The organism is Celeribacter ethanolicus (assembly GCF_001550095.1).
Lineage (GTDB): Bacteria > Pseudomonadota > Alphaproteobacteria > Rhodobacterales > Rhodobacteraceae > Celeribacter > Celeribacter ethanolicus.
This window is the reverse complement of the sequence record NZ_LRUC01000033.1, coordinates 83128-105477: the sequence shown is the minus strand read 5'-3', so window position 1 is coordinate 105477 and position 22350 is coordinate 83128. Positions and strand designations below refer to the sequence as shown.

Below are 22350 nucleotides of genomic sequence, written 5' to 3'. Positions count from 1 at the left end.
TGCCTCATCCCAACCAGACATCAAGGAACAGCATCAGAACGAGCCCGACTGCGAGACCGAGCGTCGCCCTGTTCTGATGGCCGCTGCGATGGGTTTCGGGGATGATTTCGTGGCTAATGACGTAGAGCATTGCGCCCGCGGCAAAGGCCAGACCCCATGGAAGCAGCGGTTCCGACAGTGTGATGATGCCGGCCCCGAGCAAACCGCCAATCGGCTCGATCATGCCCGTCAGCGCCGCGATGCCCCAGGCGCGCAGCTTCGGATATCCCTCGCCCAGCAGAGATACAGCGACGGCCAATCCTTCGGGCGCATTCTGAAGCCCGATGCCGATGGCGAGCGGCAGACCGCCCTCCATACCTCCGGATCCGAAGCCGACCCCAACCGCAAGGCCTTCGGGGAAGTTGTGGATCGTGATTGCGATGATGAACAGCCAGACCCGCCGCAAAGACGCCGCTTCGGGCCCTTCGCGTCCCGTCTTGAAGTGCTCGTGCGGCAGCTTTTCGTTCATCAGGGCGACAGCCCCCATGCCCAGAAGAATCGAAACGCATACGATGGCCGCAGGCATCGCGCCGTTTTCGAACATCGGCTCCGCCGCATCCAATGCCGGGATGATCAGCGAAAAGAAAGAAGCGGCGAGCATCACACCGGCAGCGAAGCCGAGCGACAGATCGCGTGTGGCCCGAGACGGGATGCGCCCGAACAGCACGGGAACTGCTCCGACTGCTGTGAGCGATCCGGCGGCAAGACTTCCGAGAAAGCCGAGCATTATCGGAGACAGATTTTCCATGGGCGGGCCAGATTATCCTTCGGCGTAGCTCGAAAAGACTTCCGTCGACCCGTCCTTGCGGATGAGGAAGACATCATAGGCCTCGCGGTCGTCTTCTGGCCCCATGCCGGGCGAGCCATAGGGCATCCCCGGAACAGCGAGGCCGACGGCGTCCGGGCGCTCCTCGAGAAGGCGGCGGATGTCAGCGGCCGGTACATGGCCCTCGATCACGTAGCCGTCAATGAGCGCGGTGTGGCAGGAGACCATGCGCTGCGGCACGCCGTTGTCTAGCTTGAAGCGCACGAGAAGCCCGCCGAACATGTCCTGGCCGGTCGGCACAAACCCGTTCTCTTCGAGATGTTTCATCCACGAGAGGCAGCAGCCGCATCCGTTGGTCTTGCGGACGTCGATCGCCGTTGCCTCTGCGAGGGCCTGGGCCGCTGGGAACAGGGCGAGCGTGATGGCAAGAACTTGTGTCATGCGTTTCATGGGTCAGAGCCTTTCGGTTGTCGTTTTGGCAATCTCGCTGCCGAGGTTTTCATTCAGAAGCGCCCGCGCCTCGGCCAGACGCGAGAGCGCGGCGGTATCATCCGCATCGCTCTCGGCCGCTTCGGCGAGCCGGTCGTCAGAGAGGGGGTCAGTCGGGCGCCCATCCACGAGCACCTCATAGTGCAGGTTCGGACCTGTCGCCGTGCCAGTCGCGCCGACGCGGCCGATCACGTCTCCCGCCGCAACGCGTTGGCCTTGTGCCAAGTCTTCCGGCACGGCGCTCAGATGCGCGTAGCGCGTCATGGTGTCGGAGCCGTGCAAGATTTCGACCACGCGACCATATCCGCCGCGCCAGCCGATGAAATTGACCCGCCCCGGTGCCGTCGCTTGAACCGGTGTCCCACGTGCCGCTGCAAAATCGACGCCGGTGTGCATCCGGACGTTGCCAAAGACCGGATGCGTGCGGCGTCCGAACACCGAGCTGAGGCGCGCACCCTCTACCGGCTGTGCGAAGACGCGCAGCACCTCGCCATCGACGTAGATCGTCGCCTGACCGCTGCCGTCGTCCGGCCATACGATCTCGTAAAGCGAACCGCCGATCTCCAGTGCGGCGAAGGCGAGTTCGGGCTGTCCGATCCTGTCCTCTCCGACCCGCGCCTCACGCCAGAGAAGCCTTAGTGTTTCGCCACCGGCCATCTCGCGGCGGAAATCCACGGTCCCACCCAGCATCTGCGCAAGGTCCACGGAAAAACGGGCGGGTATGCCGGCTTCGTCGAGTGCCGCGAAGATCGAGCTGTCGATCATGGCTTCGCCGGCAAGGGTTACGATTTCCGGATCCGGAGCCACGACCTGCGTGGACATCTGCTCGCCGAAAACCACCTCGATCCGAACCCCGTCCTCGACGGCGAGTGAGACGGTGCGGGGGCTGCCGTCCACGGTCGAAGCGACAGTGACCGAGTGCCCCGGCCGCAGCCGTCGCAGATCGTATTCCGCACCAAGCGCGAGGGCAACTTCGGCTCTGTCAGGTGCCGCAAGACCGGCCTCTGACAGCAAGAAATCGAGCGTTTCGCCCGGAGCAATGTCGCGCGACCACGTCGACAGGGGTGGCTCGATCGCTTGCACCGGCCTGTCGGCAAACGCGGCCTGCAGAAGGGGCAGCGGGCTGAGGTCGGGTGCATCGTCTGCCCATGCCGCCGCGGGCAGCGTCACGGGGATGTCAACGTTCTGGGGGGCTTCAGGACCTTGGGGCATCCAGCTACCTGCCTGGGCAAGTTCCGGCGGCACGGGTTCTTTCGACATGGAATCAGAGATGGCGATAGCCGCTCCCGAAACCGTCCCCGCAATTGCGACACAAGCCGCCAAAGTTCTGAGCCTCATGTCGCCCCCTCCATTTCTTCTTCCAGCGCGCGGCGGATCTTCGGCACCGCGAATTCTTTGGGCTCGTGATAGTCGATCATGGTGACGAATCGCCCAGAGGCTGCGAACAGGAAGACGCTCGCGGTGTGGTTCATCGTGTAATCGCCGCTCTCCGCCGGTACTCGCTCGTAGGTGGCGCGGAAGCCGTCCGCGACGCGCGCTATCTGCTCTTCCGGTCCCGTCCAGCCGCGGATCGCCGGATGGAAGTAGCCGACATATTCGGCCATCGTTTCGACAGTGTCGCGCTCGGGATCGACCGTGATGAAAACCACGTTCATCTCGTCGGCCTCGTCTCCCAGATCGTCGAGCCATCCCGAAATGTCAGAAAGCGTGGTCGGGCAGACATCGGGACAGTAGGTGAAGCCGAAGAACGCCATCGTCGGGCGACCGATCAGGGTTTCCGGCCCGACCGCGTTGCCCTCATGATCCGTCAGACGGAAATCCATCTCGGTCAGGGCCACAGGCCGCTGCCCGACAGGTTCGGGTCCACCGGGTCCATCGACCTGCCACCAACCGACGAAGAGCATCAGGGCGACCGCCCCGACACCAGCCGCGCCGTACCCCAGGACCGCCCGTCGCCGCATCAGTCCTCTGGCCCCCGCGCGGCGATTCCGAGGATCGGCACCTTGACCGTCACTTCGCCTCCGTCGTCGAAAAGCAGGGTCAGCGGAAAGGTGTCCCCTTCCGTCATCGGTTCTTGTAGCCGCATCAGCATTGCGTGCAGGCCCCCCGGTTCGAGCGCGACGCTCTCGCCCGGGGCGATCGCGATCTCCCCCGCCGGGCTCATGGAGCTCACACCTTCGGCATTGGTCTTCGTCTCGTGGATTTCGGGCATCATCGCGAGCGGTGTTGTAAGGCCGATCAGCGTCACCGGCTCGTCGCCAGTGTTGCGGATCGTCATGTAAGCGGCCCCGGGACGGTTCATCCCGATGGAGGCGCGGGACCACGCGTTCTCGACGACAACATCCTCGGGTCCGGCCAGCGCGGGCACCGAGAGCCCTCCAAGGGTCAAAAGCGCGGCCAGTGTGCCAGTCAAAATATACTTTTTCATCGTTCTGATCCTGCCCTTTCCATTCAGCTTTGCGCGGCAGCGACTTCGGCGGCCACCAGACGACGCAACTCTGCCTCCCCGAATGGATCGAGCGGCTTGCCGTTCACAAAGAATGTGGGCGTCTGGCGAATTCCCACGGCCTCGACGTCAGCACGATCCTGGTTAAGGATCGCCACGACACCGGGTGCCAGCATTTGCGTGCGCGCGGCTTCGGCATCGAGTCCGGCCGTGGCGGCGATCTGAAGGATCAGGCCAGGCGCCGGGGCACCGTGCGACGCCCATCTCGGCTGTTCCCGCAGAACGGCCTCGAGCACCGGCACGTAAACGTCCTGCATGCGCGCCGCTTCGAGCACGCGGATGGCTTCCTCGGATGCCGCGCCGTGGAAGGGCGTGTAGCGGATCACGACGCGGACAGCTTCCCCATGCTCGGCCATGATGTCCTTCACGATGGGATGAAAGGCGCGACAGGCCTCGCAGGCCGGATCGAAGAATTCGACGATCGTGACGGGCGCATCCGCAGGCCCGAGGATGGGCGAGTAGGGGCGGATCATCGCCTCCGCAAGTTCCGGAGCAACGGGCTCCGCTTCGGCCACTGGGCCGGGGCGGATTGCAAACCAGGTGGCTCCGCCGAAACCGGCGGCGCCGAGGGCAAGAACGGACAGGATCAGGCCGCGTCGATTCATGTTCGTGTGTCCTTCAATGAAAGGGCCGACAGCGCCCCGATCAGCGCGAAGGCGGCGAGCGCCATCAGCGGGATAGGGATGCCGAAGACCAGTTGGTTGTCATCGGTGCAAGAGGGGCCGGTGGCCGTGCAGGGCTGGACGCGTTCGGGAACAAGACCGACGTACAGCCCCATGTGCCAGAGGGCGATTGCGCCGCCGCCAAGCGCCAATGCGATGCCGTAGCGCCCCACGCGGCCGTCCCGCCACCAAAGGCCGAGCCCGAGGACAATGGCCAAGGGGAACATGAAGGCGCGCTGGAACCAGCACAGCACACAGGGCGTCTGCCCCAGCACCTCGCCGACAAAAAGCACGGCAAGCGAGGCGACGAGCGCGATGATCCACGCCAGCCCGAGGGCTGTTTCTCCGGACATACGGTTCATGTCGGTCAGAACCTCTCTTCCAGATCGGCGAGTATCTCTTCGGCGGAGGTGCCGTAGGGCCACGAGTCGGCGAAGCCCGCGTCGGGATCGAAGAGGAACAAATGCGACGTGTGGCCCATCGTGTAACCATCCGGCGCCGCAGCCTCTTCGACGCGTTCAAAGAAGATCGGAAACGTCTCGGATGTGGCGGCGATCTGTTCCGGCGTGCCGGTCAGACCGATGATGCCCGCATCGAACAGCGGGACGTATTCGGCGAGTGCGGCGGGCGTGTCCCGTTCGGGGTCGATGGTGATGAAAATCGGCTGGACCTTGGCGGCATCGTCGCCCAGACCGTCCATCACCGCCGCGACCTCAGATAGGGTCGTCGGGCAGACGTCGGGGCAGTTGGTAAAGCCGAAAAAAACCAGCATCCAGCGCCCCGCAAAGTCCTCCTCGGTTTGAACCATACCCTGGTGGTCCGTCAGTTCGAACTCAGCGAAAAAAGGCGGCTCGGCGTCAGTTCGGGCGCTATCGGCACGATAATCGGACCATAGCAAGAGCCATACGAAGGCAAGCGCTGCCACGCCTGCCAAAACCCAAAGAAACTTCTGTGCCGATGTAAGGGACAATCCTGTTCGCCTGTTTTTGATTCTTATTGCAAGTGCGGATACATCCTCTAGCCGCTAGAGGTTCAAGCACGAAATCATGGTATAGCTTGAACTCACGCGTCTGTGAAACCGACACTTGTTTATTCCGACGGCAAAACCTACACAAACTGTATCTTTTTCATGGAGGCGAAAATGCTCACGATCGGTACTCTGTCAAAGAAGACTGGCACGAAGGTGCAGACCATCCGGTACTACGAACAGATTGGGCTCATGCCCGAACCTGGCAGGACCGAAGGCGGGCAGAGGCGCTACGACAATGCACAGCTCGACCGGCTGTCCTTCATCCGCCATTCGCGACAACTCGGTTTCTCGCTCGATGCGATCCGCGAGCTGCTCGACCTCAGCGACCATCCCAACCGGCCCTGTGATGAGGCTGATGCCATCGCGCGTCGCCAGCTCAAACAGGTGGAGCAGCGCATGGCCCGCCTGAAGGCGCTGCGCACGGAACTGAAACGCATGGTTCACGAATGCAGCGGCGGGCGGACGGGAGATTGCAAGGTGCTTGAGGTGTTGCGGGACCATTCGGAATGCTTGACCGAACACGAGGAAATCGGGGCCTGAAGGAATTCAGCCAACATTCCGGCTGGAACGCAGATCTGCCGCAGAAGTTAATGTGTCGTACAACACAAGCTGGAACCACAAAATGGCCGCTAGACAAGATTCAATGGAGAGACGGACGCTTTGGATCGTTCTGGCGCTCAATATCGGTTTGGCCGTGGCTTTTTTCGCAACAGGCGCCTTCGGCGACTCAAGTGCCCTGATCGCCAACGGGCTCGATAACCTCTCCGACAGCTTCGTCTACGCGATCAGCCTTTTCGCTTTGTCCCGATCCGCCAAATGGAAACGCGGGGCGGCGAACGTTTCCGGCGGGCTGCTGATCCTGTTCGCTGCAGGCATCCTCTACGATGCGTGGCGCCGCTACATCGGTGGGTCAGATCCGCTCGGGACGATCATGATTGCAATGGCCCTGATCGCGGCGGCTATCAACGCAGTCTGCGTTTGGCTGCTCGCTAAGCTCAAAAATCCAAACGTCAATATCCGCGCGGCCAACACCTTCAGTTACAACGATTTCGCCGCGAACCTCGGGATCGTCGTGGCCGGTGGCCTCGTCGCTTGGCTAGGAACCAACTGGCCGGACCTTGTCGTCGGTGTGATCGTCGCCGGGATCGCGGCCTGGGGCGGTATCGACATCCTGCGCGACGCACACGGCGAACACCACAAAGCGGTTCACACGGACAAATAGTTGCGGGAGATTCTTTCTGAAAGAAAGGATTGAAGCTATAGTGACTATAGCAATTAGTCTTGTTCCAAGACGATTCGAGGAGCGACCCGTTGCAGATGATCGACCCCCTACTTGTACCCACCAAACTACTGGATTTTGATGCCGCGCCTCTTGCGCGTCTAATTGAGAACCGCAGCTGGCGCGGCTTATCCGAATACGATCGGATCGGAGCTGCCTATGATTTCGTTCGGAATGAAATCGCGTTCGGATACAATCGAGCTGACGACATCCCCGCATCCGAAGTGCTTTCCGACGGCTATGGGCAGTGCAATACCAAAAGCACGCTCTTGATGGCGCTGCTGCGTGGTGTCGGCATTCGTTGCCGGTTGCATGGGTTTACGATCCACAAAGGCTTGCAGCGCGGTGTTGTCCCTGAGCTGGTGTATCCGCTTGCTCCGCAGGAAATTCTCCACTCATGGGTCGAGATCGAATTTCAAGGTGCCTGGATCAACCTTGAAGGCTTCATCCTGGATGACGCTTTCCTCGATGTCCTGCAAACGTCATTCTCGGACACAGAAAGTCTCTGCGGTTATGGCGCGGGCACGGATTGCCTTGGCGCGCCTCCCGTCGCCTGGAACGGAGAAGATACCTACATTCAGAAAACCGGCATCGTGCAGGATTTCGGCGTGTTTGATACGCCGGACGCCTTCTATTTTTCCCATGAGCAATCCTTTGGATGGCTGCGTGGTGCCCTTTACCGTCATATCATACGCCACTGGATGAATGCGCGCGTTCGTGGTTTCCGCAGCGACCGCCTCAAGACTGACCGACGCGCGACACACGCGCATGAGGAGCCTGCCAATGCCACATGACCACGGGCACGCGCATATCGATCCGGATTCTGGCGATCGGCGGGTTGCCATCGCGATCTGGGCGAACGGGCTTCTTACCGTTGCGCAAATCGTCGGGGGCATATTGTCGGGCAGCCTGGCACTGATCGCCGATGCGCTGCACAACTTTTCCGATATGGCCTCGCTTGTCATTGCCTTTGCCGCACGCAAGATCGCGCGCCGCCCGGCCGATGAGCGCATGACCTTCGGCTATGGCCGGGTCGAAATCGTCGCGGCCCTGATCAACTACACCACCCTCATCGTGATCGGCTTCTATCTGATCTACGAAGGTGGCATGCGCATGATTGATCCACCCGAAGTCATGGGGTGGACCGTCGTCATTCTCGGTGGAATCGCGCTTGTGGTCGACACGCTGACCGCAATGCTGACCTATTCGATGCAGAAGGGGAGCGTGAACATCCGTGCGCTTTTTCTCCACAACCTTTCGGATGCGCTTGCTTCGGTCGCGGTTATCGTCGCTGGGTCGCTGATCATCCTTTACGACATGCGTTGGGTCGATCCTGCCATCACCATCGGCATCGCGACCTACATCCTGTATCTGTCTTTCACTGAAATAGGCGGCCCAATCCGAACCCTGATGCTCGGGAGCCCGCCGGACATCGACAACGAGGCCGTCGTCGAAGCGATGCGGAAAGTCGAAGGCGTCGCCGACGTCCACCACGTCCATCTCTGGCAAATGCAAGAGCACGAGGCTGCGCTCGACTGTCATGTCGTCGTGGCAGCCGAGGGATGGTCGAAGATCGAAGAGATCAAGAGCGCGATCAAGGAGCGGCTGAAGGAAGAATTCGGCATCAGCCATTCCAGCCTCGAATTCGAGCACGAGGATCGCGCTCATCAGAACGCCGATCTCTACGGTCACGGCAACGCAAGTGAAAAGGAGAAGACCAATGTTCAAGGAAACGCTGACCGAGCGTGATGATGTCATCGGGCTCGTCTGCGAAGGCAAGTTGACGGAGACAGAATTCAAGTAAATGCACGCGCTGCTTCATGAGCGTCTTGGAACAACCGATAATCCGGGTCTGGTTCTCGACCTTACAAGTTTCGAGGGCTACGAAGAGCCTTCGGCGATGCTAGAAGATCTGAAGGTCGACACCGCCCACGCGAACGATTTCGGTCGCATAGCGGTTGTCGGAGAACGCAGATGGATGGAATGGGGCGCACGGGTGGTCAACCTATTGACGGGCTCCGAGATGCAGTGGTTCGAATCCAGCGATACCGAGTCCGCAATTGCGTGGGCGCGTGACGGGTAGCCAGCGATTCTGCAAGAAAAGGACTCTGGCCTGGAAATTGACATCACATCAGATGCTTCACGATTAATGGAGGAACGGAACGATCTAAATGTAGTCAGCAACATTTGTCTGCTCGGATGAAACAATCCGATGCAGTTTGATGTCGACTTTAGGCTGCATAATAAGTCCCTACGCGCTGAATTCTTCGAAATTTAACATAAACTTCACTATCGGAACTTGACATCTGTAGCGGGGCTTTCATGGACTCCAAGTCCGAGCAAGCGAAGCTACCGGGATATCTCCCCTTCCAGCACCGCTCGTCCGTGCACCGCCAAGGTTGCTGAAAACCTCTGGCACCCAAACTTGCGGATCACATCGAGTACCCGCGCTTCGTAGGCAGCGTGTCCGATCAAGCGACACAAGTCGGACGCGTGGAACTGGCGGTTCGCAGTTGGTGCGGCTTGCATCTGTCTCAGCAATTCGCGCTCTTTGGGATCCGTTATTGGTCTCGCGGGCGGCTTGACCGCGGGACGAGTTGGAGTTCCCCACGAATTTCGCCATCGGCGCATGAAGCCAAGCAGGAAGCCGGCCGGCACCCTGCCGTTGCCTCGGGACCGGTTGAAGGCAAGGAAGCGATCCCAGATGACCTGGGTGTCGATGTTCCAGCAGGGCAACGTGGCCTTCGCTGCTTTGATGAGCTCCGCCCAACTTGTCTGAAAAACGTTCGAACTCGTGGTGATATCGATCAGCCCTGAGAAGATAGTTTTGTTTTTATTATCTCTAGATAGTGATGTGTCGCCTTCACCTGACACGAGATCATGGGTTTCACTCTCCTCGTCGAAAGCGGAAAACCGAAAGATCCAGGGCGCGAACTTGCCATTCGGCTTCGCCCGCTCGAGCTGCAACTCCGAAGCCTCAAGTTCGCTCAGAAGAACCGCAAGATACTGCCGTGAGACACCCATCTTCTCCGCCAGGGCCGAGAGGGTGAAGGCTGCCGTTCCGCGCGACAAACCGTTGTAGCCATCCTTCCAGGCGATGGCATCGAGGATGAGGGTGGCAAGCTTGTGCGCTGCAACAGAGAGATTTGTCTGCGTGATCCGTCGCAGGATCAGGCCGGTCGTAGGTTCCATGGTCGAGGTCTCCTTGGAGATCCGACGCCATGTCGTGAGACAACAACATTCTTGCCAGCAAAACAACTTTGCTGGTTGCAGGTGTTTTAGCGGTGCGCTAGGAAACTCTTGTTCACGGAGTTTTCTAGCACGGCGTCAGGCTTCACGGTCTGGCGTCGTCTCCTTTTCGGGGGTTTTGCACAGCCTTCCGTGCGGGGTTGTCAGGACGCGCGCGGTAAAAACCGCGCGCAGATTTTGTCAGTAGCGAACTTCTTCAGAACCATAGTTCCCGGCGTGATCACGCCAGTCGACGAAGACGGAACGGTAAAAGTAGCTGCCACATCCATTCGGGATGCTCAGGCCAGATGCGGCTGGCACCTGGCCCACGGTGGATCTTGTCCATCGGTAGTCGCCCTGCACGCCGTAGGACCCCAATCGCGTCGAGTCGCTGCGATTGCAGTCGCCATCTCGGTTTTCGTGCTGGCGATACTGGATGTGATAGACCCGTATGCTGCGCACGAAATCAAAGGCGTCGCCCGAGATGTCGATGTCGGCTTGTTCATCCGCTTGGACGCGGACAAGGGGCATAGGAGTCGATTCCTGCGGTTCGGGCGGATCGCGGAACGTGATGTCATAAAGGCGTTCCATAGGCGACATTGGACTGGGGTCTTTGAACGACACACCCATTGGGCACCGCCAGATTTGTAAGGGCGGCTCGATCGGCCATGGCGTGATCCGCCGAATGAAGACCGCTCTGGCATGCGCGCAGGGCGCAGAGGCAGGCCAACCGCCCGCAAGGCAGAGGAGGATCGCACAATCCACCTGATAGGCCTGAGCCGGAGCTGACGAGGCCATTAGTCCGGATATGCTTATTGCCGTGGCTGTTGCCACGCCGTGGATCACGTGCTTCATGATGCCGACTCCATCTATAATGGTGCAGCGATACGAAACAACATTAATGATAGCAAGGAGATTTGATTGATGGTTGCGTGCGATTGTTCGCTTGTCTAGCTTGATGGCTTCCAAGAACTGACGTCGGTTCTGGCTGCTTCGGCGTCTTGAAAGTGGCCAAAATTGCGGACCTCTTTCATGTTAACTTTCACTCAAATATCTGTAACCAAATACAAATATGGCATTTCAATGCGGCCACGAAAGCGGTCATGGAAGAACAGGCCGCATGAGCCCGTCACACGGCGAGTCGCAGCGCTCATGGTCTCGGGAATGGCAGAACGGAAAACTGTCTCGCCTGGTTCCCCGGCGGGAATCCGGGCGCAGAAGGACGGGGTGGAGCAACGAGCCTATGTTGGGACCGAACATGACCTTGAAGATTTATGTCAGTATCTGATACGATTGAGCATGGATAGGAGAGTCTGATGCCAAACGTCCACCTGACCGAACCGATGCAGAAATATGTGCAGGCGCAGATCGAGTCCGGCGCTTACGCCAATCTGAGCGAAGTCGTGCGCGCCGGCGTGAGGATGCTGATGGAGAAGGACGGCGCGCGGCAGTTCTACGCCCTAAAGGCCGACCTCGAGATGGCAGCCACCCTGGCCGAAAATGGGGATTTCGCCGAGTTCGATGCTCATGCCTTCGAACCGGATGCATTTGATCGCTGACCCATATGATTATTCGACTTTCCGGTCGGGCCAGGGCCGACCTTGAAGAGATCCGTGCCTACACCGTCGAAACTTGGGGTAGGGACCAATGGCTCGTCTATTACCGCCAGTTGGTCAACGCCTTCGAGCAGATCACCGGGGATCCCGACCGGGGTCGGGACAGGAGTCTCTTCGTTCCGGGGTTGCGGTCCGTCAACTGCCAACGTCACGTGATCTTCTACAAGCGGCTAGATGCGGCGGATGGGGCGGCAGTCATCCTGCGCATCGTGCATCAGCGCCGCAACATGCCCGCGCTCGTCTACTACGAGGATCTCGACGGCGGTTAAGCCCTTGCGTTTCCTCATTTCAATGGCTCGACCAGTCTTCCATAGTCTTCACTGACCTCGTGAAACGCGCGTTGGCGCCCGCCATCGAGGCAACGAAAGTAGTCCTACACATCGGCAAAGTGGGTCTCAAAATCGCTCAAACCCGACCAATTTGAATGTTGGAAGCGCTAAGAATTACTGCTTCGATACCTGGTCATCACGCGAGCACTCAATGCCCATTGTGATCATGTTGATGTGGCTCGGTTTTTGTGCGCTGAAGAAACCAATGCTCAAAGATCAATACACAAGCCATGATCGCGAATGCGACCACTACAATCATTGGATCGCTCTGCCACTTTAGTGAAGCGAATACGGCAAGCACGATCGCGTCGAGACCGATTGCAGTCAACATGATCCATCCATGCGCAGAAAGCTCGGCCCTAAGGTTTCGGTACACTCCCCAGTGAATAACCATATCCATTACAAGGTAAAAGAAGGCCCCCATCGACGCTATTCGGCTAACGTCGAAGAGAATGGTCAGCAGGCTCGCAATCACTACTGTGTAGATCAGTGTATGGTCGCGGACTCCGCCTGACATCCCAAAATGACTGTGCGGGATCAATTTCATCTCTGTCAGCATTGCCAACATACGAGATACCGCAAAGATGCTGGCAATCACGCCTGATGCAGTTGCGATCAAAGCGAGCGCGACGGTCAGATAGAAGCCCGTTTCCCCAAGGGACGGTGCTGCCGCTTCCGCGAGCGCATAGTCTTTTGCTTCGACGATCTTGCCAAGCGGCAAGCTGCTTCCCACCGCAAATGCTACCAAGAGATACACCACTACGCAGACCGCCAATGAAATGATGATCGCGCGTCCGATGTTGCGGTGTGGGTCCACTATCTCGGCGCCGCTGTTGGTGATTGTCGTGAACCCTTTGAATGCCAGAATTGCCAACGCTGTGGCACCAACAAATCCGCTGAGACCCTGTGAAGCTGTTCCATCTCCTGTTGTGCCAAAAGTAAACCCGCCGGCCCAAAGCGCAGAGATCCCAAACAGAGTGATACCGCCAACCTTCAGTACCGCGAGCAACTGGGAAATCCAGCCTACAGAGCGGTTGCCCGAGATGTTGACGACATAGGCTGCGATAATGAGAGCAACGCCTATTGCCGGAACCAGTAAGCCATCTGGTGCAATGCCCAGTCCACGGAGCAAATAGTTTGCGAAGGTCCGTGCGACTAGGCTTTCGTTAATGACCATTGACAGAGCCATAAGCAAAGCCGCTGCAGCGGCTACGGCGGTTGGTCCATAGGCCTTTTGCAGGATCATTCCAATTCCGCCAGCTGACGGGTAGGCATTGGACATTCTTATGTAAGTGTAAGCGCTGAAGGCTGTAACGATGGCTCCAACGATGAACACAAGTGGAAAGGTAGGGCCGGCCAGTTCCGCAATTTGGCCTGTGAGTGCCAGAATTCCGGCGCCAATCATGACACCAGTCCCCATGGCGACGGCATCCCAAAGAGAAATGCTGCCCGCTTTATAGTCGCTATTCATCGTCGATCTGCTTTCTATTTTTGAGGGTCAAAAAGACAAAAGGCAGTGCTGTCACAACCCCAAGTCCTATCGTGATCCATTCAGCCGTTCCCCAATCCCCTGACATGGCCACAGCTCCAAAATGGGCAAGAACAAAACTCGCCGGCAAAATCCCGGCAAAAGTTGCCAGCATGAAGCGCCATAGATGAAGTTGGCTCAAGCCCGCAACATAGCTGATTGCATCGAAAGAAACGAATGGAAGCAGGCGGGACGCAAACACTGATAACATCAGAGCCTTTTGCGACCCCAACAGCCCGAACTCTGAATACTTACCCAAAAAACGCCGAACTGTGCTTCGACCGAGTTTTCGCGCGAAGACAAATGCGATTGTAGCACCGAGCTCCGAGCCTATGGCTACGTAGGCGGCTCCGAGATAGTGACCAAATGCAGCCCCGGCGGCAAGTGCGATTGGTGCGCTCGGTATGGGGCTTGCGACAATCGCGAGGGCCATGAGTGCAATAACCGCGAGGGGGCCAACGGCTCCGGCATTTTCAATATGGCGCTGCACTTCAGCCTGTGAAAAGGCGACCCCAAGATTGCTCAGAGAAACCGTGCCCGAAAAAAAACCGAAAGCTGCAAGAGACAGAACTGTTGCTATCGCCAAACAACCAATCAGGCGACCATATCCCCATGCTTGCACGATCATGTGACCGTGAACTGCGCCATCATTCCTCCATCTTCGTGTTCAAGGATGTGACAGTGATACATGAAGGGATTGGCGCGATCTGCCGTCTGCTCAAAGCTGACCAGGATATCGACTCGGCCATTTACGAGCACGGTATCCTTCCAGCCAGAATTTTGTATGCTTGGTTTCTTTCCGTTTTCGGCGAGCACCTGAAACCTCACGCCATGAACATGAAACGGGTGCATCATCATGTTTGAGGAGACTTGCCAAATCTCGGTCGCCCCCTTCGAAAGAGACAAGTCTATCCTCCCCATGTCGAAGGACTGCCCATTGATCGCAAACCGATCATTCGACCTACGCATCATCATGCCCATCCCCATTGGCATATCGAGTGTGATCTGACGTGTATTGACTGATCGGGCCTCACCGTCAGGCAGGACGCCGCCCAAGTCGGCGGGTATTTCCAGAATGCGGGCAGGAAGTCTCGCATCCACACCAAAGGGTACAACTACGAAGCTCCCCCCAGCAGTGCTCGCGCCGCCCATCATCCCACCCATCATCTGATTGGGATTTGCAGAGGATACCAGCGTGCCAGCCTCTCCTCCCGAAAAATCGACGAGGACTTCGTATCGTTCGCCGGGAGCGATCACGAGGGACTCAATGGCGACAGGTTGATTGAGATAGCCACTGTCCGTCGCGATGAGGTGCATCTCGCGACGGTCAGAAAACGATAGGGGATAAATCCTCGCGTTCGAGCCGTTGAGCAAGCGCAAACGGACAATACCGCGAGGGACGACAGCCTGGGTGCCTAGCTGACCGTTAACAAGAATGACATTGCCCATGAAACCCATCATCTGATCTGGCATAGACAGGCCATAATCGATGCGGCCCTGCCGGTCGAACCGGCGGTCTTGCAGAACCAAGGTCAAATCATCGACGCCGTATGAGATCGGGAGACCCCGAGCATCGTCCCGACCGTCATCAACGTGGATCACACCGGCCAATCCCCTTTGAACTTGTCGTCCGGTGTCACCATGAACGTGCGAGTGGTACCAAAGAGTAGCGGGTGGTTGTGTCAGATCCAGTTCGGGAAACCAAGTCGTGCCCGGTTCAATGGTCTGGTGTGGGCCGCCGTCAACTTCGCCGGGTATCAGCATACCGTGCCAGTGCACCGAGATTTTCTCTGACAGCGTATTGTCGATCTGTGCTTGCGTCGAAGCTCCTGCGGGAAGACGTAGCGTAGGCCCCAAAAAGGATTGGTTGAACCCCCAGGTCTCACCGCCGCCCAGTCCTGTAAAATCGGTCTTGCCCTTTTGGGCAGTCAGACGGAAATGCCGATCGCGGGTTGCGTCGAGCAATGGTGGCATAGCCAACGCCCTGACACTCCCCTGTGCGATGGCCGCCAGCGGACCTGTGGCGAACGGCAGGCCAGCCAAGCCGGCGATGAAGGCTCTACGATTTGTCATGGTATAGCTTGTGTCTCACGCTAGCTCACTTGGGAGGGCGGCCAGTGCGGCTTCTCTTGTTACTGTCGGCAGACCTTGCTCGATCCAGCCGGATCTCCCCGGGGCGCCAAGCATCCCGCCTACGGCGTCAACAAAGCCGGCAGCTTTCGCTTCACGCAACTTGCTCATTACGAGACCTGAGCGATGGCCGGTCCGACAAATCAGGGCGACCGGGCGTCCCGCAGCAAGATCGCGGGCGTCGAAGAGGCGCTCCCCGAACCGCGGATGGGTCATGTCGATTGGCCACGCCCCCTCCGCGACGCCGGTATCTTGCCATTCCTCGGGTCTGCGGATGTCCACAAGCCTTGCCAAATCGCTTTTCAGCGCATCATGGAGAGTATCGAGCGCCCATACGTCATGGTTGTCAGCCCAAGCTGGCGAATAGGCAAGCAAGGTGCTCGATGCGAACAGGCCAAAAGTTTGACGGCGGCTCAGCATGGTCTGCCTCCTCAGTTTAGTTTATGCATTATCAACCGCAGATCGCAGCATATCGCGCACCTGCGCGGCGACTTCGTGCAGCTTCTCATTCTCGACAGCGGCCATCGAAGCCACTGGATCAACAGCGCTGATTTCAGTGCCGTTTTCGACCGTCCGCAAGATCACATTGCAAGGCAGCATCGATCCTATACGGGGCTCCAGCCCAATGGCCTCCCATGCCATATGAGGGTTGCACGCACCCAGAATGCGGTATCCATCCATGTCGCGGTCAATCTTTTTCTTCATTGTTGCCTGTACGTCGATTTCGGTCAGTACACCAAATCCCTTTTCTTTCAGGGCTTCGCGCAGGCGCATCTCCGCATCATCAATCGCCGTATTGGGCAGATGTCTGTTGTAGGTATAACTCATTTTGAGCCCTCTCGATCTTGTTCAGGCAAACCCAAAGCACCGAACCGTTGACGGGCTTACCTGAATGGGGAATTTCTGAACGACGGGGTTCAGTTGTCTTCGTCCGTCATCATTCCGGGATTTGCGGCCATACCCTGTGCCATGTTGTCGGCAGGGGCGACCATTTCGCCTTGAGAAATCTGGCCGTCGCCATCAGCATCAAGCATCTGGAAACGATCGACCATGGTCTCGCGCATCGCCTTGGCGTGAAGCGACGCGAATTCGTCAATCGAGAGCGTGCCATTACCGTCGGCGTCATAGTCCGACAGCATCGACTGAAGGCCCTCATGCGCCTCTTCGGGAGACACCGCGCCGTTTCCATCCATATCGAACATTGACATCATGTTGCCCCCCATCATCGGGAACATACCTTGACCGGTTGTGCTTGGTCCCATCATGCTGCCGTTTCCGCTCATCATGCCCGAATGCATTTGCATCATCATGCGCATCATGCCGTGCATCATCTGAAGATGCTCGGCCATCTGACTGGGATCCATCATGCCGCCACCCATCATCATTCCGGGCCCGCCCGTCCCTGCCATCGGTTGAGCAAGTACATTGGGAGAGACGCTTTCACCGCCCGCAGCTTGGTGATGGCTGTCATCGGCGAGCGCAGCACCTGCTGTGAGAACGGCAACCAGAAGACCGGTAGAAACTTTTGTTGAGTAGGACATTTTGAAGCCTTTCCTTCTTTTGACCTCATACAACTTGGCATCAAACATTTGAATGTAAGGACGTACACCCGTGGATTTGTATCCGTCTGTCGCAATGGACAGGGGCTGATACAATTGGCGACAAAAAGGAACCTGACCGTCTGATTTCCAATGCTTTAGAAGGGCCCCATGCAACACGCGCCACATATTCTCGTCGTGGATGACCATGAACAGATCCGGAAAAGTGTAACCCGCTATCTGGAAAAGAATGGCATGCGAGCAACCGCTGCCAAGGATGCGGCGGAGATGGACGCGAAGCTGGCTGTCGGAAGCTTCGACCTACTGGTCCTGGATATCATGATGCCTGGCGAGGATGGCCTTTCCGTTTGCCAACGTCTGTCAAGCGAAGGGCGACTGCCGATCATCATGTTAACCGCGCTCGGTGAAGATGCGGACCGTATTGTCGGTTTGGAGATCGGTGCGGACGATTATCTTCCCAAGCCGTTTAATCCACGCGAACTCCTTGCGAGGATCAAAGCCGTCCTGCGAAGAAGCGAGCACAAAGAGGCCTTCACCGGATCTCTGAGCGGCCGCAAAGTCCGCTTTGCACACCTTACCTTGGATGTAGACCGGCAGGTGCTTCTCGACGACGCGGGACAAGAGACCGCTCTTACGGTCGCAGAATTCAAACTGCTGACGGTCCTTCTGGAGCGCCCTCGGATGGTGTTGAGCCGCGATCAGTTGCTAGATCTTTCTCAGGGCATTTCCGCTGGTCCGTTGGACAGGAAAATTGACAACCAGATTTCGCGCCTTCGGCGAAAGCTCGAGCCCGACATTCTCCGTCCACGTATTATCAAGACGATCAGAAGCGGCGGCTACTGCCTGTCGGTCGACGTCGAGGTGTCCGAATGATCTGGCGGCTCCTACGATCTCTCCGGGTCCAACTCGTTCTTCTCATCATTATCGCGTTGGGGATCGCACAGTTTGTCAGCCTGTGGCTCTTCGCCGATGAACGAAGCCTCGCCATACGGGCTGCTCTTGGGTTTGAGGCAGCTGGACGAGCGGCAAATGTTGCGCGCTTGATTGAAGAGGCACCCGCTGACCTGCGCCCATCAATTATCCGCGCGGCGAACTCGCCCCTTGTTCGCTTTGACCTCGGGACGAAGCCGCTTGTGCAACATAGCGACCATTCGGATGGCGGGTTGGTTGAAACCCGCGTCCGCGCACTCCTGAACGACAGCTACAGTCGCGACATTCGTGTGGAGCTTCACCAGATCCAAGGCGCGATCCTGCCGCTACCGAACCTTTCGCACGAAATGACCGAGATGCACTTGGCCATGATGCGAGGTGAACTGTCCGCAATCGAGATGAACCTTTCAATTTCGATCGCCGGCGGCCAGTGGTTGAACGTAAGTACGCGCTTTGAGCGTCCGCCGATCCAGTGGCCGCTTTATTCCATGCTGACATTTGGTCTGACGGCAATGGCCCTGTTGGTCGCAGTGAGCTGGTTTGTCATGACCGGACTGCTGGGCCCTCTGCGGCGATTGGCCTGGGCGTCGGAACGATTGGGGCGTGGAGAAGACATAGACGCGTTGCCAGAACGGGGACCCCAGGAGGTTCGGGAGCTGACCGCTGGTTTCAACCGTATGCAGGACAGGCTGACACGGTTCGTTGCCGACAGAACGAGGGTTCTGGCGGCCCTTGGACATGATCTTCGATCTCCGCTCACCGCAATGAGAGTACATTCAGAAATGGTAGAGGAAGACGAAACCCGAGAGAGTCTCGTCGCAACCGTCGAAGAAATGCAGTCGATGGTGGAAGCAACCCTTACCTTCGCGAAAGGTCTCTCAGGGAACGAACCAATGCAGGATGTTGACCTGCAATCGTTCCTAGAAGCTCTGCGGGGGGATATGGTCGTACCGTTTGTGCTCTCTGACGGCCCCGAAGTCACGGTTCGATTGCGCCCCAATGCCATTCGACGCGCATTGCGAAACGTGATCGAGAACGCGGTGCGCTACGGCGGGTCCGCAACCCTGGGCTGGATATCAGCCGAGGGGGAAATAGAAATTTCCGTCACTGACAGAGGGCCGGGGATTCCAACCGCAGAATTGGAACGCATATTTGACCCATTCTTCAGGCTTGAAGAAAGCCGATCTCTGGAAACCGGCGGGCATGGGCTGGGCCTGTCGATCGCAAGGTCCATTCTTCGTGCGCAGGGTGGGGAGATCAGTCTGGCGAACCACCCGGACGGGGGGCTTATCGCGACAATTCGATTGCCAGTTGCTGAAACATGAAATGACAGAAAAGGAAACCGACATGCTTAGACTTACCAACACAACCGCAGCATTCACACTGTTCGCGACGACCGCCATGGCGGACCCCGGCGGAGATTATTACGGCCACATGTGGGGCGGTGGATTTGGAATGCTGGGAGGGCTGATGATGATCGTGTTCTGGGGCGTGATTATTGCGCTGATATTCTTCGCCGTTCGCTGGTTCAGCGAAAAGGGCCGTGCCTCCGGGTCGAGCGCGCATGACATTCTCAGGGATCGCTTCGCGCGCGGTGAGATTGATGAAGAAGAGTATCGCAAGCGCAAAGCCGCTCTAGACGACTGAGAAAGTGATCACCAGTCGACCCCACTGCTAAAGATCGTGAGGCTCCTATGACCCCGGAACTCGGCCATTTTGTGCTGGCCCTCGCATTGGCGTTGGCCCTCGTCCAATCGACTATTCCTCTTTTCGGCGCGGCCCGGGGCAATCTTCTCTGGATGCGTTCGGCCCGGTCGACTGCTTTTGGGCAGGTCGTCTTCGTCGGACTTGCCTTTGCAGCCTTGATGCGCGCTTTTGTTGTCTCTGATTTCACTGTTTTGAACGTTGCGAACAATTCGCATTCGCTGAAACCAATGATCTTCAAAGTCGCGGCGACTTGGGGAAGTCATGAAGGATCGTTGCTTCTCTGGGTCTTCATTCTGACCATCTTCGGTGCTGCGGTTGCTGCTTTCGGCTCAAACCTACCGGAAACACTTCGAGCGCGAACTTTGGCAATGCAGGCATGGATCAGCGTCGGGTTCCTGTCCTTCCTTCTCTTCACATCCAATCCGTTCGAGCGCGTCTTTCCTCCGCCGCTTGATGGCGCTGACCTCAATCCTCTGCTCCAGGATATCGGCCTCGCGATGCACCCGCCTCTGCTGTATTTTGGATATGTCGGTTTCTCGATCGTCTTTTCGTTTGCAGCCGCAGCCTTGATCGAGGGACGGATCGACACAGCCTGGGCAAGATGGGTTCGACCCTGGACACTGGCCGCGTGGATCAGCCTGACTGCGGGGATAGCTCTGGGATCGTGGTGGGCATATTACGAACTGGGTTGGGGTGGATGGTGGTTCTGGGACCCGGTTGAAAATGTCAGTTTTATGCCCTGGCTTCTCGGGACAGCACTTCTCCATTCGGCGATTGTCACTGAAAAGCGTGACGCGTTCAAAAGCTGGACAATCCTACTCGCGATCTTGACGTTTTCGCTGTCACTCCTCGGCACATTTGTGGTTCGGTCTGGCTTGCTGACCTCTGTGCATGCTTTTGCCGTGGATCCGGAGCGAGGCCTATACATTCTTGGCCTGCTTGCGATTTCAATTGGTGGCTCACTTGCACTCTATGCGTGGCGGGCGCCAATGATGGAAGGTGGCGGGTTGTTTAAGCCGATTAGTCGAGAGGCAGGGTTGTTGCTAAACAACCTGATCCTGGCTACAGCGACTGGCACGGTTCTGTTCGGTACGCTTTATCCGCTGTTTCTCGAAGCCGTTTCTGGTGACAAGATTTCCGTCGGTCCGCCGTTCTTCAATGGCGCGTTCGTACCAATGATGCTCCCCTTGGTTTTTGTCATGGGTCTGGGGCCGTTTTTGTCCTGGAAACGAGCCGATCTCGTCGGAGTGCTTCAACGTGTCCGCTTCGTGGTGGTGCTGGCGGTGCTGGCAACGCTCGCAATTTGGTATTTCGCCAAAGGCGGGCCCGTGTTGGCATATCTTTCGATCCTCATCGCGCTTTGGTTGTTTTTTGCTTCCTTACGTGAATGGGCGCTGCGGGTTCGTTTGTTCGAGGTTCCGCTCCAGGAAAGCATCCGGCGTGCCCGCAATTTGCCCCGCGCGGCGCATGGAATGACGCTCGCTCATGCGGGAGTTGCGGTCTTGATGATCGGCATGATTGGCTCTTCGGTTTGGAAATCTGAAGAGATCGCATTTGTAGAGCCCGGCACGAGTGTCAACATTGCGGGATTTGATGTCACATTTGAAGGTGTGCAGCGCGTTCGTGGCCCGAACTATATTGCGGATCAGGGAACCCTGCGCGTCGAAAGGGGCGGCTCTTTCGTGACGGCTCTCAAACCTGAACGGCGCAGCTATCCGGTCGCACAAAGTACGACAACAGAATCGGCGATACGGTCAACCCTGGCGGGAGACCTATACGCTTCGATCACGGAACCCTCTCTGGACAAAGCCGAAGAGAGCGGTGCCTGGACTCTGCGTATTCTCTATGAGCCATTCGTCGGCTTGCTTTGGTTGGGTGCGGCCATGCTTGTCATAGGCGGCAGTCTGTCCTTGTCCGATCGCCGCTTCCGGGTCGGGGCACCCCAAAGCTCCAAGGCACGATCCACGAAACCGGTCGCAGCGGAGTGAGCAATGAAACGAGCTGTAGCGATTATTCCCTTGGTACTGGCAGTGATTGTCGGCGGATTTTTCTTGTGGGGCCTGAATCCCAATCGTGACCCAAGCGAGATTCCTTCGGTTCTCATTTCTCAGCCAGCTCCCTCGTTCATTCTCGGGCCGGTGCCGGGTCTTGATGTACAGGGACTGTCTCGGGAAAACCTGCTCGGAAACCCAACGCCAGTCGTCGTTAATGTGTTCGCTTCCTGGTGCGTTCCCTGTCGTGCCGAACACGCGGTTCTGAGCGCTTTGGTTGAGCGCGATGGCGTGCGTTTGTTCGGGATCAACTACAAGGATCAACCGGTAGACGCGGTCAATTGGCTTCAAAATCTCGGGAACCCGTACGAACGTATTGGCTTGGATCTGTCAGGTCGTGCCGGGATCGAGTGGGGGATTTCGGGTGTGCCCGAGACATTCATTGTCGGAGGCGATGGAACGGTGCTCTACCGATACGTCGGCCCGATCGTCGGTGAAGAGGCTGTATCAACCTTTCGCCAGGCTCTCCGACAAGCGGGTGTGTTAGAGGAGAGGAGCTGA

General features: G+C 57.9%; 28 protein-coding genes. 12 read left to right on the top strand and 16 right to left on the bottom strand.

The window, feature by feature from the left end:
- Positions 1 to 4 precede the first annotated feature (4 nt).
- The 8 genes from NH195_RS12765 to NH195_RS12730 are packed head-to-tail and all read right to left on the bottom strand — an operon-like array spanning position 5 to position 5396.
- Complete coding sequence (locus NH195_RS12765; protein WP_026155630.1) at positions 5 to 787, bottom strand: ZIP family metal transporter; 783 nt, start codon at positions 785 to 787, stop codon at positions 5 to 7.
- Positions 788 to 799: 12 nt separating this feature from the next.
- Positions 800 to 1255 carry a DUF411 domain-containing protein gene (locus NH195_RS12760; RefSeq protein WP_018001717.1) on the bottom strand — a complete coding sequence of 152 codons (456 nt, stop codon included), beginning with the start codon at positions 1253 to 1255 and terminating at the stop codon, positions 800 to 802.
- A gap of 3 nt (positions 1256 to 1258) precedes the next feature.
- On the bottom strand, positions 1259 to 2632 hold the full coding sequence (locus NH195_RS12755; RefSeq protein ID WP_026155631.1) for a M23 family metallopeptidase: 1374 nt from the start codon (positions 2630 to 2632) through the stop codon (positions 1259 to 1261).
- Positions 2629 to 3255, bottom strand: coding sequence for an SCO family protein (locus NH195_RS12750; protein ID WP_026155632.1), 627 nt, complete (start codon positions 3253 to 3255; stop codon positions 2629 to 2631). Before NH195_RS12750 ends, NH195_RS12755 begins: the two co-directional genes overlap by 4 nt.
- On the bottom strand, positions 3255 to 3722 hold the full coding sequence (locus tag NH195_RS12745; protein WP_018001720.1) for a copper chaperone PCu(A)C: 468 nt from the start codon (positions 3720 to 3722) through the stop codon (positions 3255 to 3257). The genes NH195_RS12750 and NH195_RS12745 overlap by 1 nt, the downstream gene beginning before the upstream one ends.
- Before the next feature lie 23 nt (positions 3723 to 3745).
- Positions 3746 to 4405, bottom strand: coding sequence for a DsbA family protein (locus NH195_RS12740; RefSeq protein WP_018001721.1), 660 nt, complete (start codon positions 4403 to 4405; stop codon positions 3746 to 3748).
- Positions 4402 to 4824 carry a disulfide bond formation protein B gene (locus NH195_RS12735; RefSeq protein WP_018001722.1) on the bottom strand — a complete coding sequence of 141 codons (423 nt, stop codon included), beginning with the start codon at positions 4822 to 4824 and terminating at the stop codon, positions 4402 to 4404. The genes NH195_RS12740 and NH195_RS12735 overlap by 4 nt, the downstream gene beginning before the upstream one ends.
- A 5-nt stretch (positions 4825 to 4829) precedes the next feature.
- Entirely contained in the window at positions 4830 to 5396 is a 567-nt protein-coding gene (locus NH195_RS12730) for an SCO family protein (RefSeq protein WP_026155633.1), read from the bottom strand.
- A 207-nt stretch (positions 5397 to 5603) separates the two neighbouring features.
- Between NH195_RS12730 and NH195_RS12725 the strand changes: the two genes are divergently transcribed.
- From NH195_RS12725 to NH195_RS12705, 5 genes are all read left to right on the top strand, one after another.
- Complete coding sequence (locus NH195_RS12725; RefSeq protein WP_013959865.1) at positions 5604 to 6032, top strand: MerR family transcriptional regulator; 429 nt, start codon at positions 5604 to 5606, stop codon at positions 6030 to 6032.
- A gap of 103 nt (positions 6033 to 6135) precedes the next feature.
- Entirely contained in the window at positions 6136 to 6714 is a 579-nt protein-coding gene (locus tag NH195_RS12720; RefSeq protein WP_009573601.1) for a cation efflux transmembrane domain-containing protein, read from the top strand.
- A 95-nt stretch (positions 6715 to 6809) separates the two neighbouring features.
- A complete protein-coding gene (locus NH195_RS12715) occupies positions 6810 to 7565 on the top strand; it encodes a transglutaminase-like domain-containing protein (RefSeq protein WP_026155634.1) in 756 nt (251 codons plus the stop codon).
- Complete coding sequence (locus NH195_RS12710) at positions 7555 to 8520, top strand: cation diffusion facilitator family transporter (RefSeq protein ID WP_010138164.1); 966 nt, start codon at positions 7555 to 7557, stop codon at positions 8518 to 8520. Before NH195_RS12715 ends, NH195_RS12710 begins: the two co-directional genes overlap by 11 nt.
- Positions 8521 to 8575: 55 nt before the next feature.
- Positions 8576 to 8854, top strand: a complete 279-nt coding sequence (locus tag NH195_RS12705) for a SpoIIAA family protein (RefSeq protein ID WP_234988885.1) — start codon at positions 8576 to 8578, stop codon at positions 8852 to 8854.
- A 266-nt stretch (positions 8855 to 9120) separates the two neighbouring features.
- Here NH195_RS12705 and NH195_RS12700 read toward each other — a convergent pair whose 3' ends face one another.
- Together NH195_RS12700 and NH195_RS21845 are read right to left on the bottom strand one after the other, a co-directional pair.
- Positions 9121 to 9963, bottom strand: a complete 843-nt coding sequence (locus NH195_RS12700; protein WP_008336115.1) for a hypothetical protein — start codon at positions 9961 to 9963, stop codon at positions 9121 to 9123.
- Positions 9964 to 10200: 237 nt separating this feature from the next.
- On the bottom strand, positions 10201 to 10797 hold the full coding sequence (locus NH195_RS21845) for a hypothetical protein (RefSeq protein WP_102017048.1): 597 nt from the start codon (positions 10795 to 10797) through the stop codon (positions 10201 to 10203).
- 518 nt (positions 10798 to 11315) lie between these two features.
- Between NH195_RS21845 and NH195_RS12690 the strand changes: the two genes are divergently transcribed.
- A complete protein-coding gene (locus NH195_RS12690; protein WP_018001728.1) occupies positions 11316 to 11558 on the top strand; it encodes a type II toxin-antitoxin system ParD family antitoxin in 243 nt (80 codons plus the stop codon).
- 5 nt (positions 11559 to 11563) lie between these two features.
- The gene (locus NH195_RS12685; RefSeq protein ID WP_009573608.1) at positions 11564 to 11884 is read left to right on the top strand and encodes a type II toxin-antitoxin system RelE/ParE family toxin; all 321 of its coding nucleotides are present in this window, start codon (positions 11564 to 11566) and stop codon (positions 11882 to 11884) included.
- Between the two features lie 208 nt (positions 11885 to 12092).
- Here the strand turns inward: NH195_RS12685 and NH195_RS12680 are convergent, their stop codons facing one another.
- The 6 genes from NH195_RS12680 to NH195_RS21695 all read right to left on the bottom strand — a co-directional run bounded on the left by NH195_RS12680 (position 12093) and on the right by NH195_RS21695 (position 17350).
- Complete coding sequence (locus NH195_RS12680) at positions 12093 to 13415, bottom strand: APC family permease (protein ID WP_009573609.1); 1323 nt, start codon at positions 13413 to 13415, stop codon at positions 12093 to 12095.
- Positions 13408 to 14100, bottom strand: coding sequence for a TVP38/TMEM64 family protein (locus tag NH195_RS12675; protein WP_009573610.1), 693 nt, complete (start codon positions 14098 to 14100; stop codon positions 13408 to 13410). The genes NH195_RS12680 and NH195_RS12675 overlap by 8 nt, the downstream gene beginning before the upstream one ends.
- A complete protein-coding gene (locus NH195_RS12670) occupies positions 14097 to 15545 on the bottom strand; it encodes a multicopper oxidase family protein (protein WP_009573611.1) in 1449 nt (482 codons plus the stop codon). The genes NH195_RS12675 and NH195_RS12670 overlap by 4 nt, the downstream gene beginning before the upstream one ends.
- Before the next feature lie 15 nt (positions 15546 to 15560).
- Complete coding sequence (locus tag NH195_RS12665; RefSeq protein ID WP_009573612.1) at positions 15561 to 16022, bottom strand: rhodanese-like domain-containing protein; 462 nt, start codon at positions 16020 to 16022, stop codon at positions 15561 to 15563.
- A 21-nt stretch (positions 16023 to 16043) separates the two neighbouring features.
- The gene (locus NH195_RS12660) at positions 16044 to 16430 is read right to left on the bottom strand and encodes a DUF302 domain-containing protein (RefSeq protein ID WP_009573613.1); all 387 of its coding nucleotides are present in this window, start codon (positions 16428 to 16430) and stop codon (positions 16044 to 16046) included.
- 89 nt (positions 16431 to 16519) lie between these two features.
- Entirely contained in the window at positions 16520 to 17350 is an 831-nt protein-coding gene (locus tag NH195_RS21695) for an EF-hand domain-containing protein (protein WP_081423917.1), read from the bottom strand.
- On the opposite strand from NH195_RS21695, the gene NH195_RS12650 reads away from it, so the two are divergent.
- Genes NH195_RS12650 through NH195_RS12630 form a run of 5 tightly spaced genes read left to right on the top strand, consistent with a single transcriptional unit; the run spans position 17312 to position 22350 of the window.
- Complete coding sequence (locus NH195_RS12650) at positions 17312 to 18034, top strand: response regulator (protein ID WP_009573615.1); 723 nt, start codon at positions 17312 to 17314, stop codon at positions 18032 to 18034. The genes NH195_RS21695 and NH195_RS12650 overlap by 39 nt on opposite strands.
- Complete coding sequence (locus NH195_RS12645; protein WP_009573616.1) at positions 18031 to 19416, top strand: ATP-binding protein; 1386 nt, start codon at positions 18031 to 18033, stop codon at positions 19414 to 19416. Before NH195_RS12650 ends, NH195_RS12645 begins: the two co-directional genes overlap by 4 nt.
- Before the next feature lies 1 nt (position 19417).
- Positions 19418 to 19738, top strand: coding sequence for an SHOCT domain-containing protein (locus NH195_RS12640; protein WP_232616942.1), 321 nt, complete (start codon positions 19418 to 19420; stop codon positions 19736 to 19738).
- Between the two features lie 47 nt (positions 19739 to 19785).
- Positions 19786 to 21786: a heme lyase CcmF/NrfE family subunit gene (locus NH195_RS12635; protein ID WP_009573618.1), complete on the top strand. Its 2001-nt coding sequence runs from the start codon at positions 19786 to 19788 to the stop codon at positions 21784 to 21786.
- A 3-nt stretch (positions 21787 to 21789) separates the two neighbouring features.
- On the top strand, positions 21790 to 22350 hold the full coding sequence (locus tag NH195_RS12630; RefSeq protein WP_009573619.1) for a DsbE family thiol:disulfide interchange protein: 561 nt from the start codon (positions 21790 to 21792) through the stop codon (positions 22348 to 22350).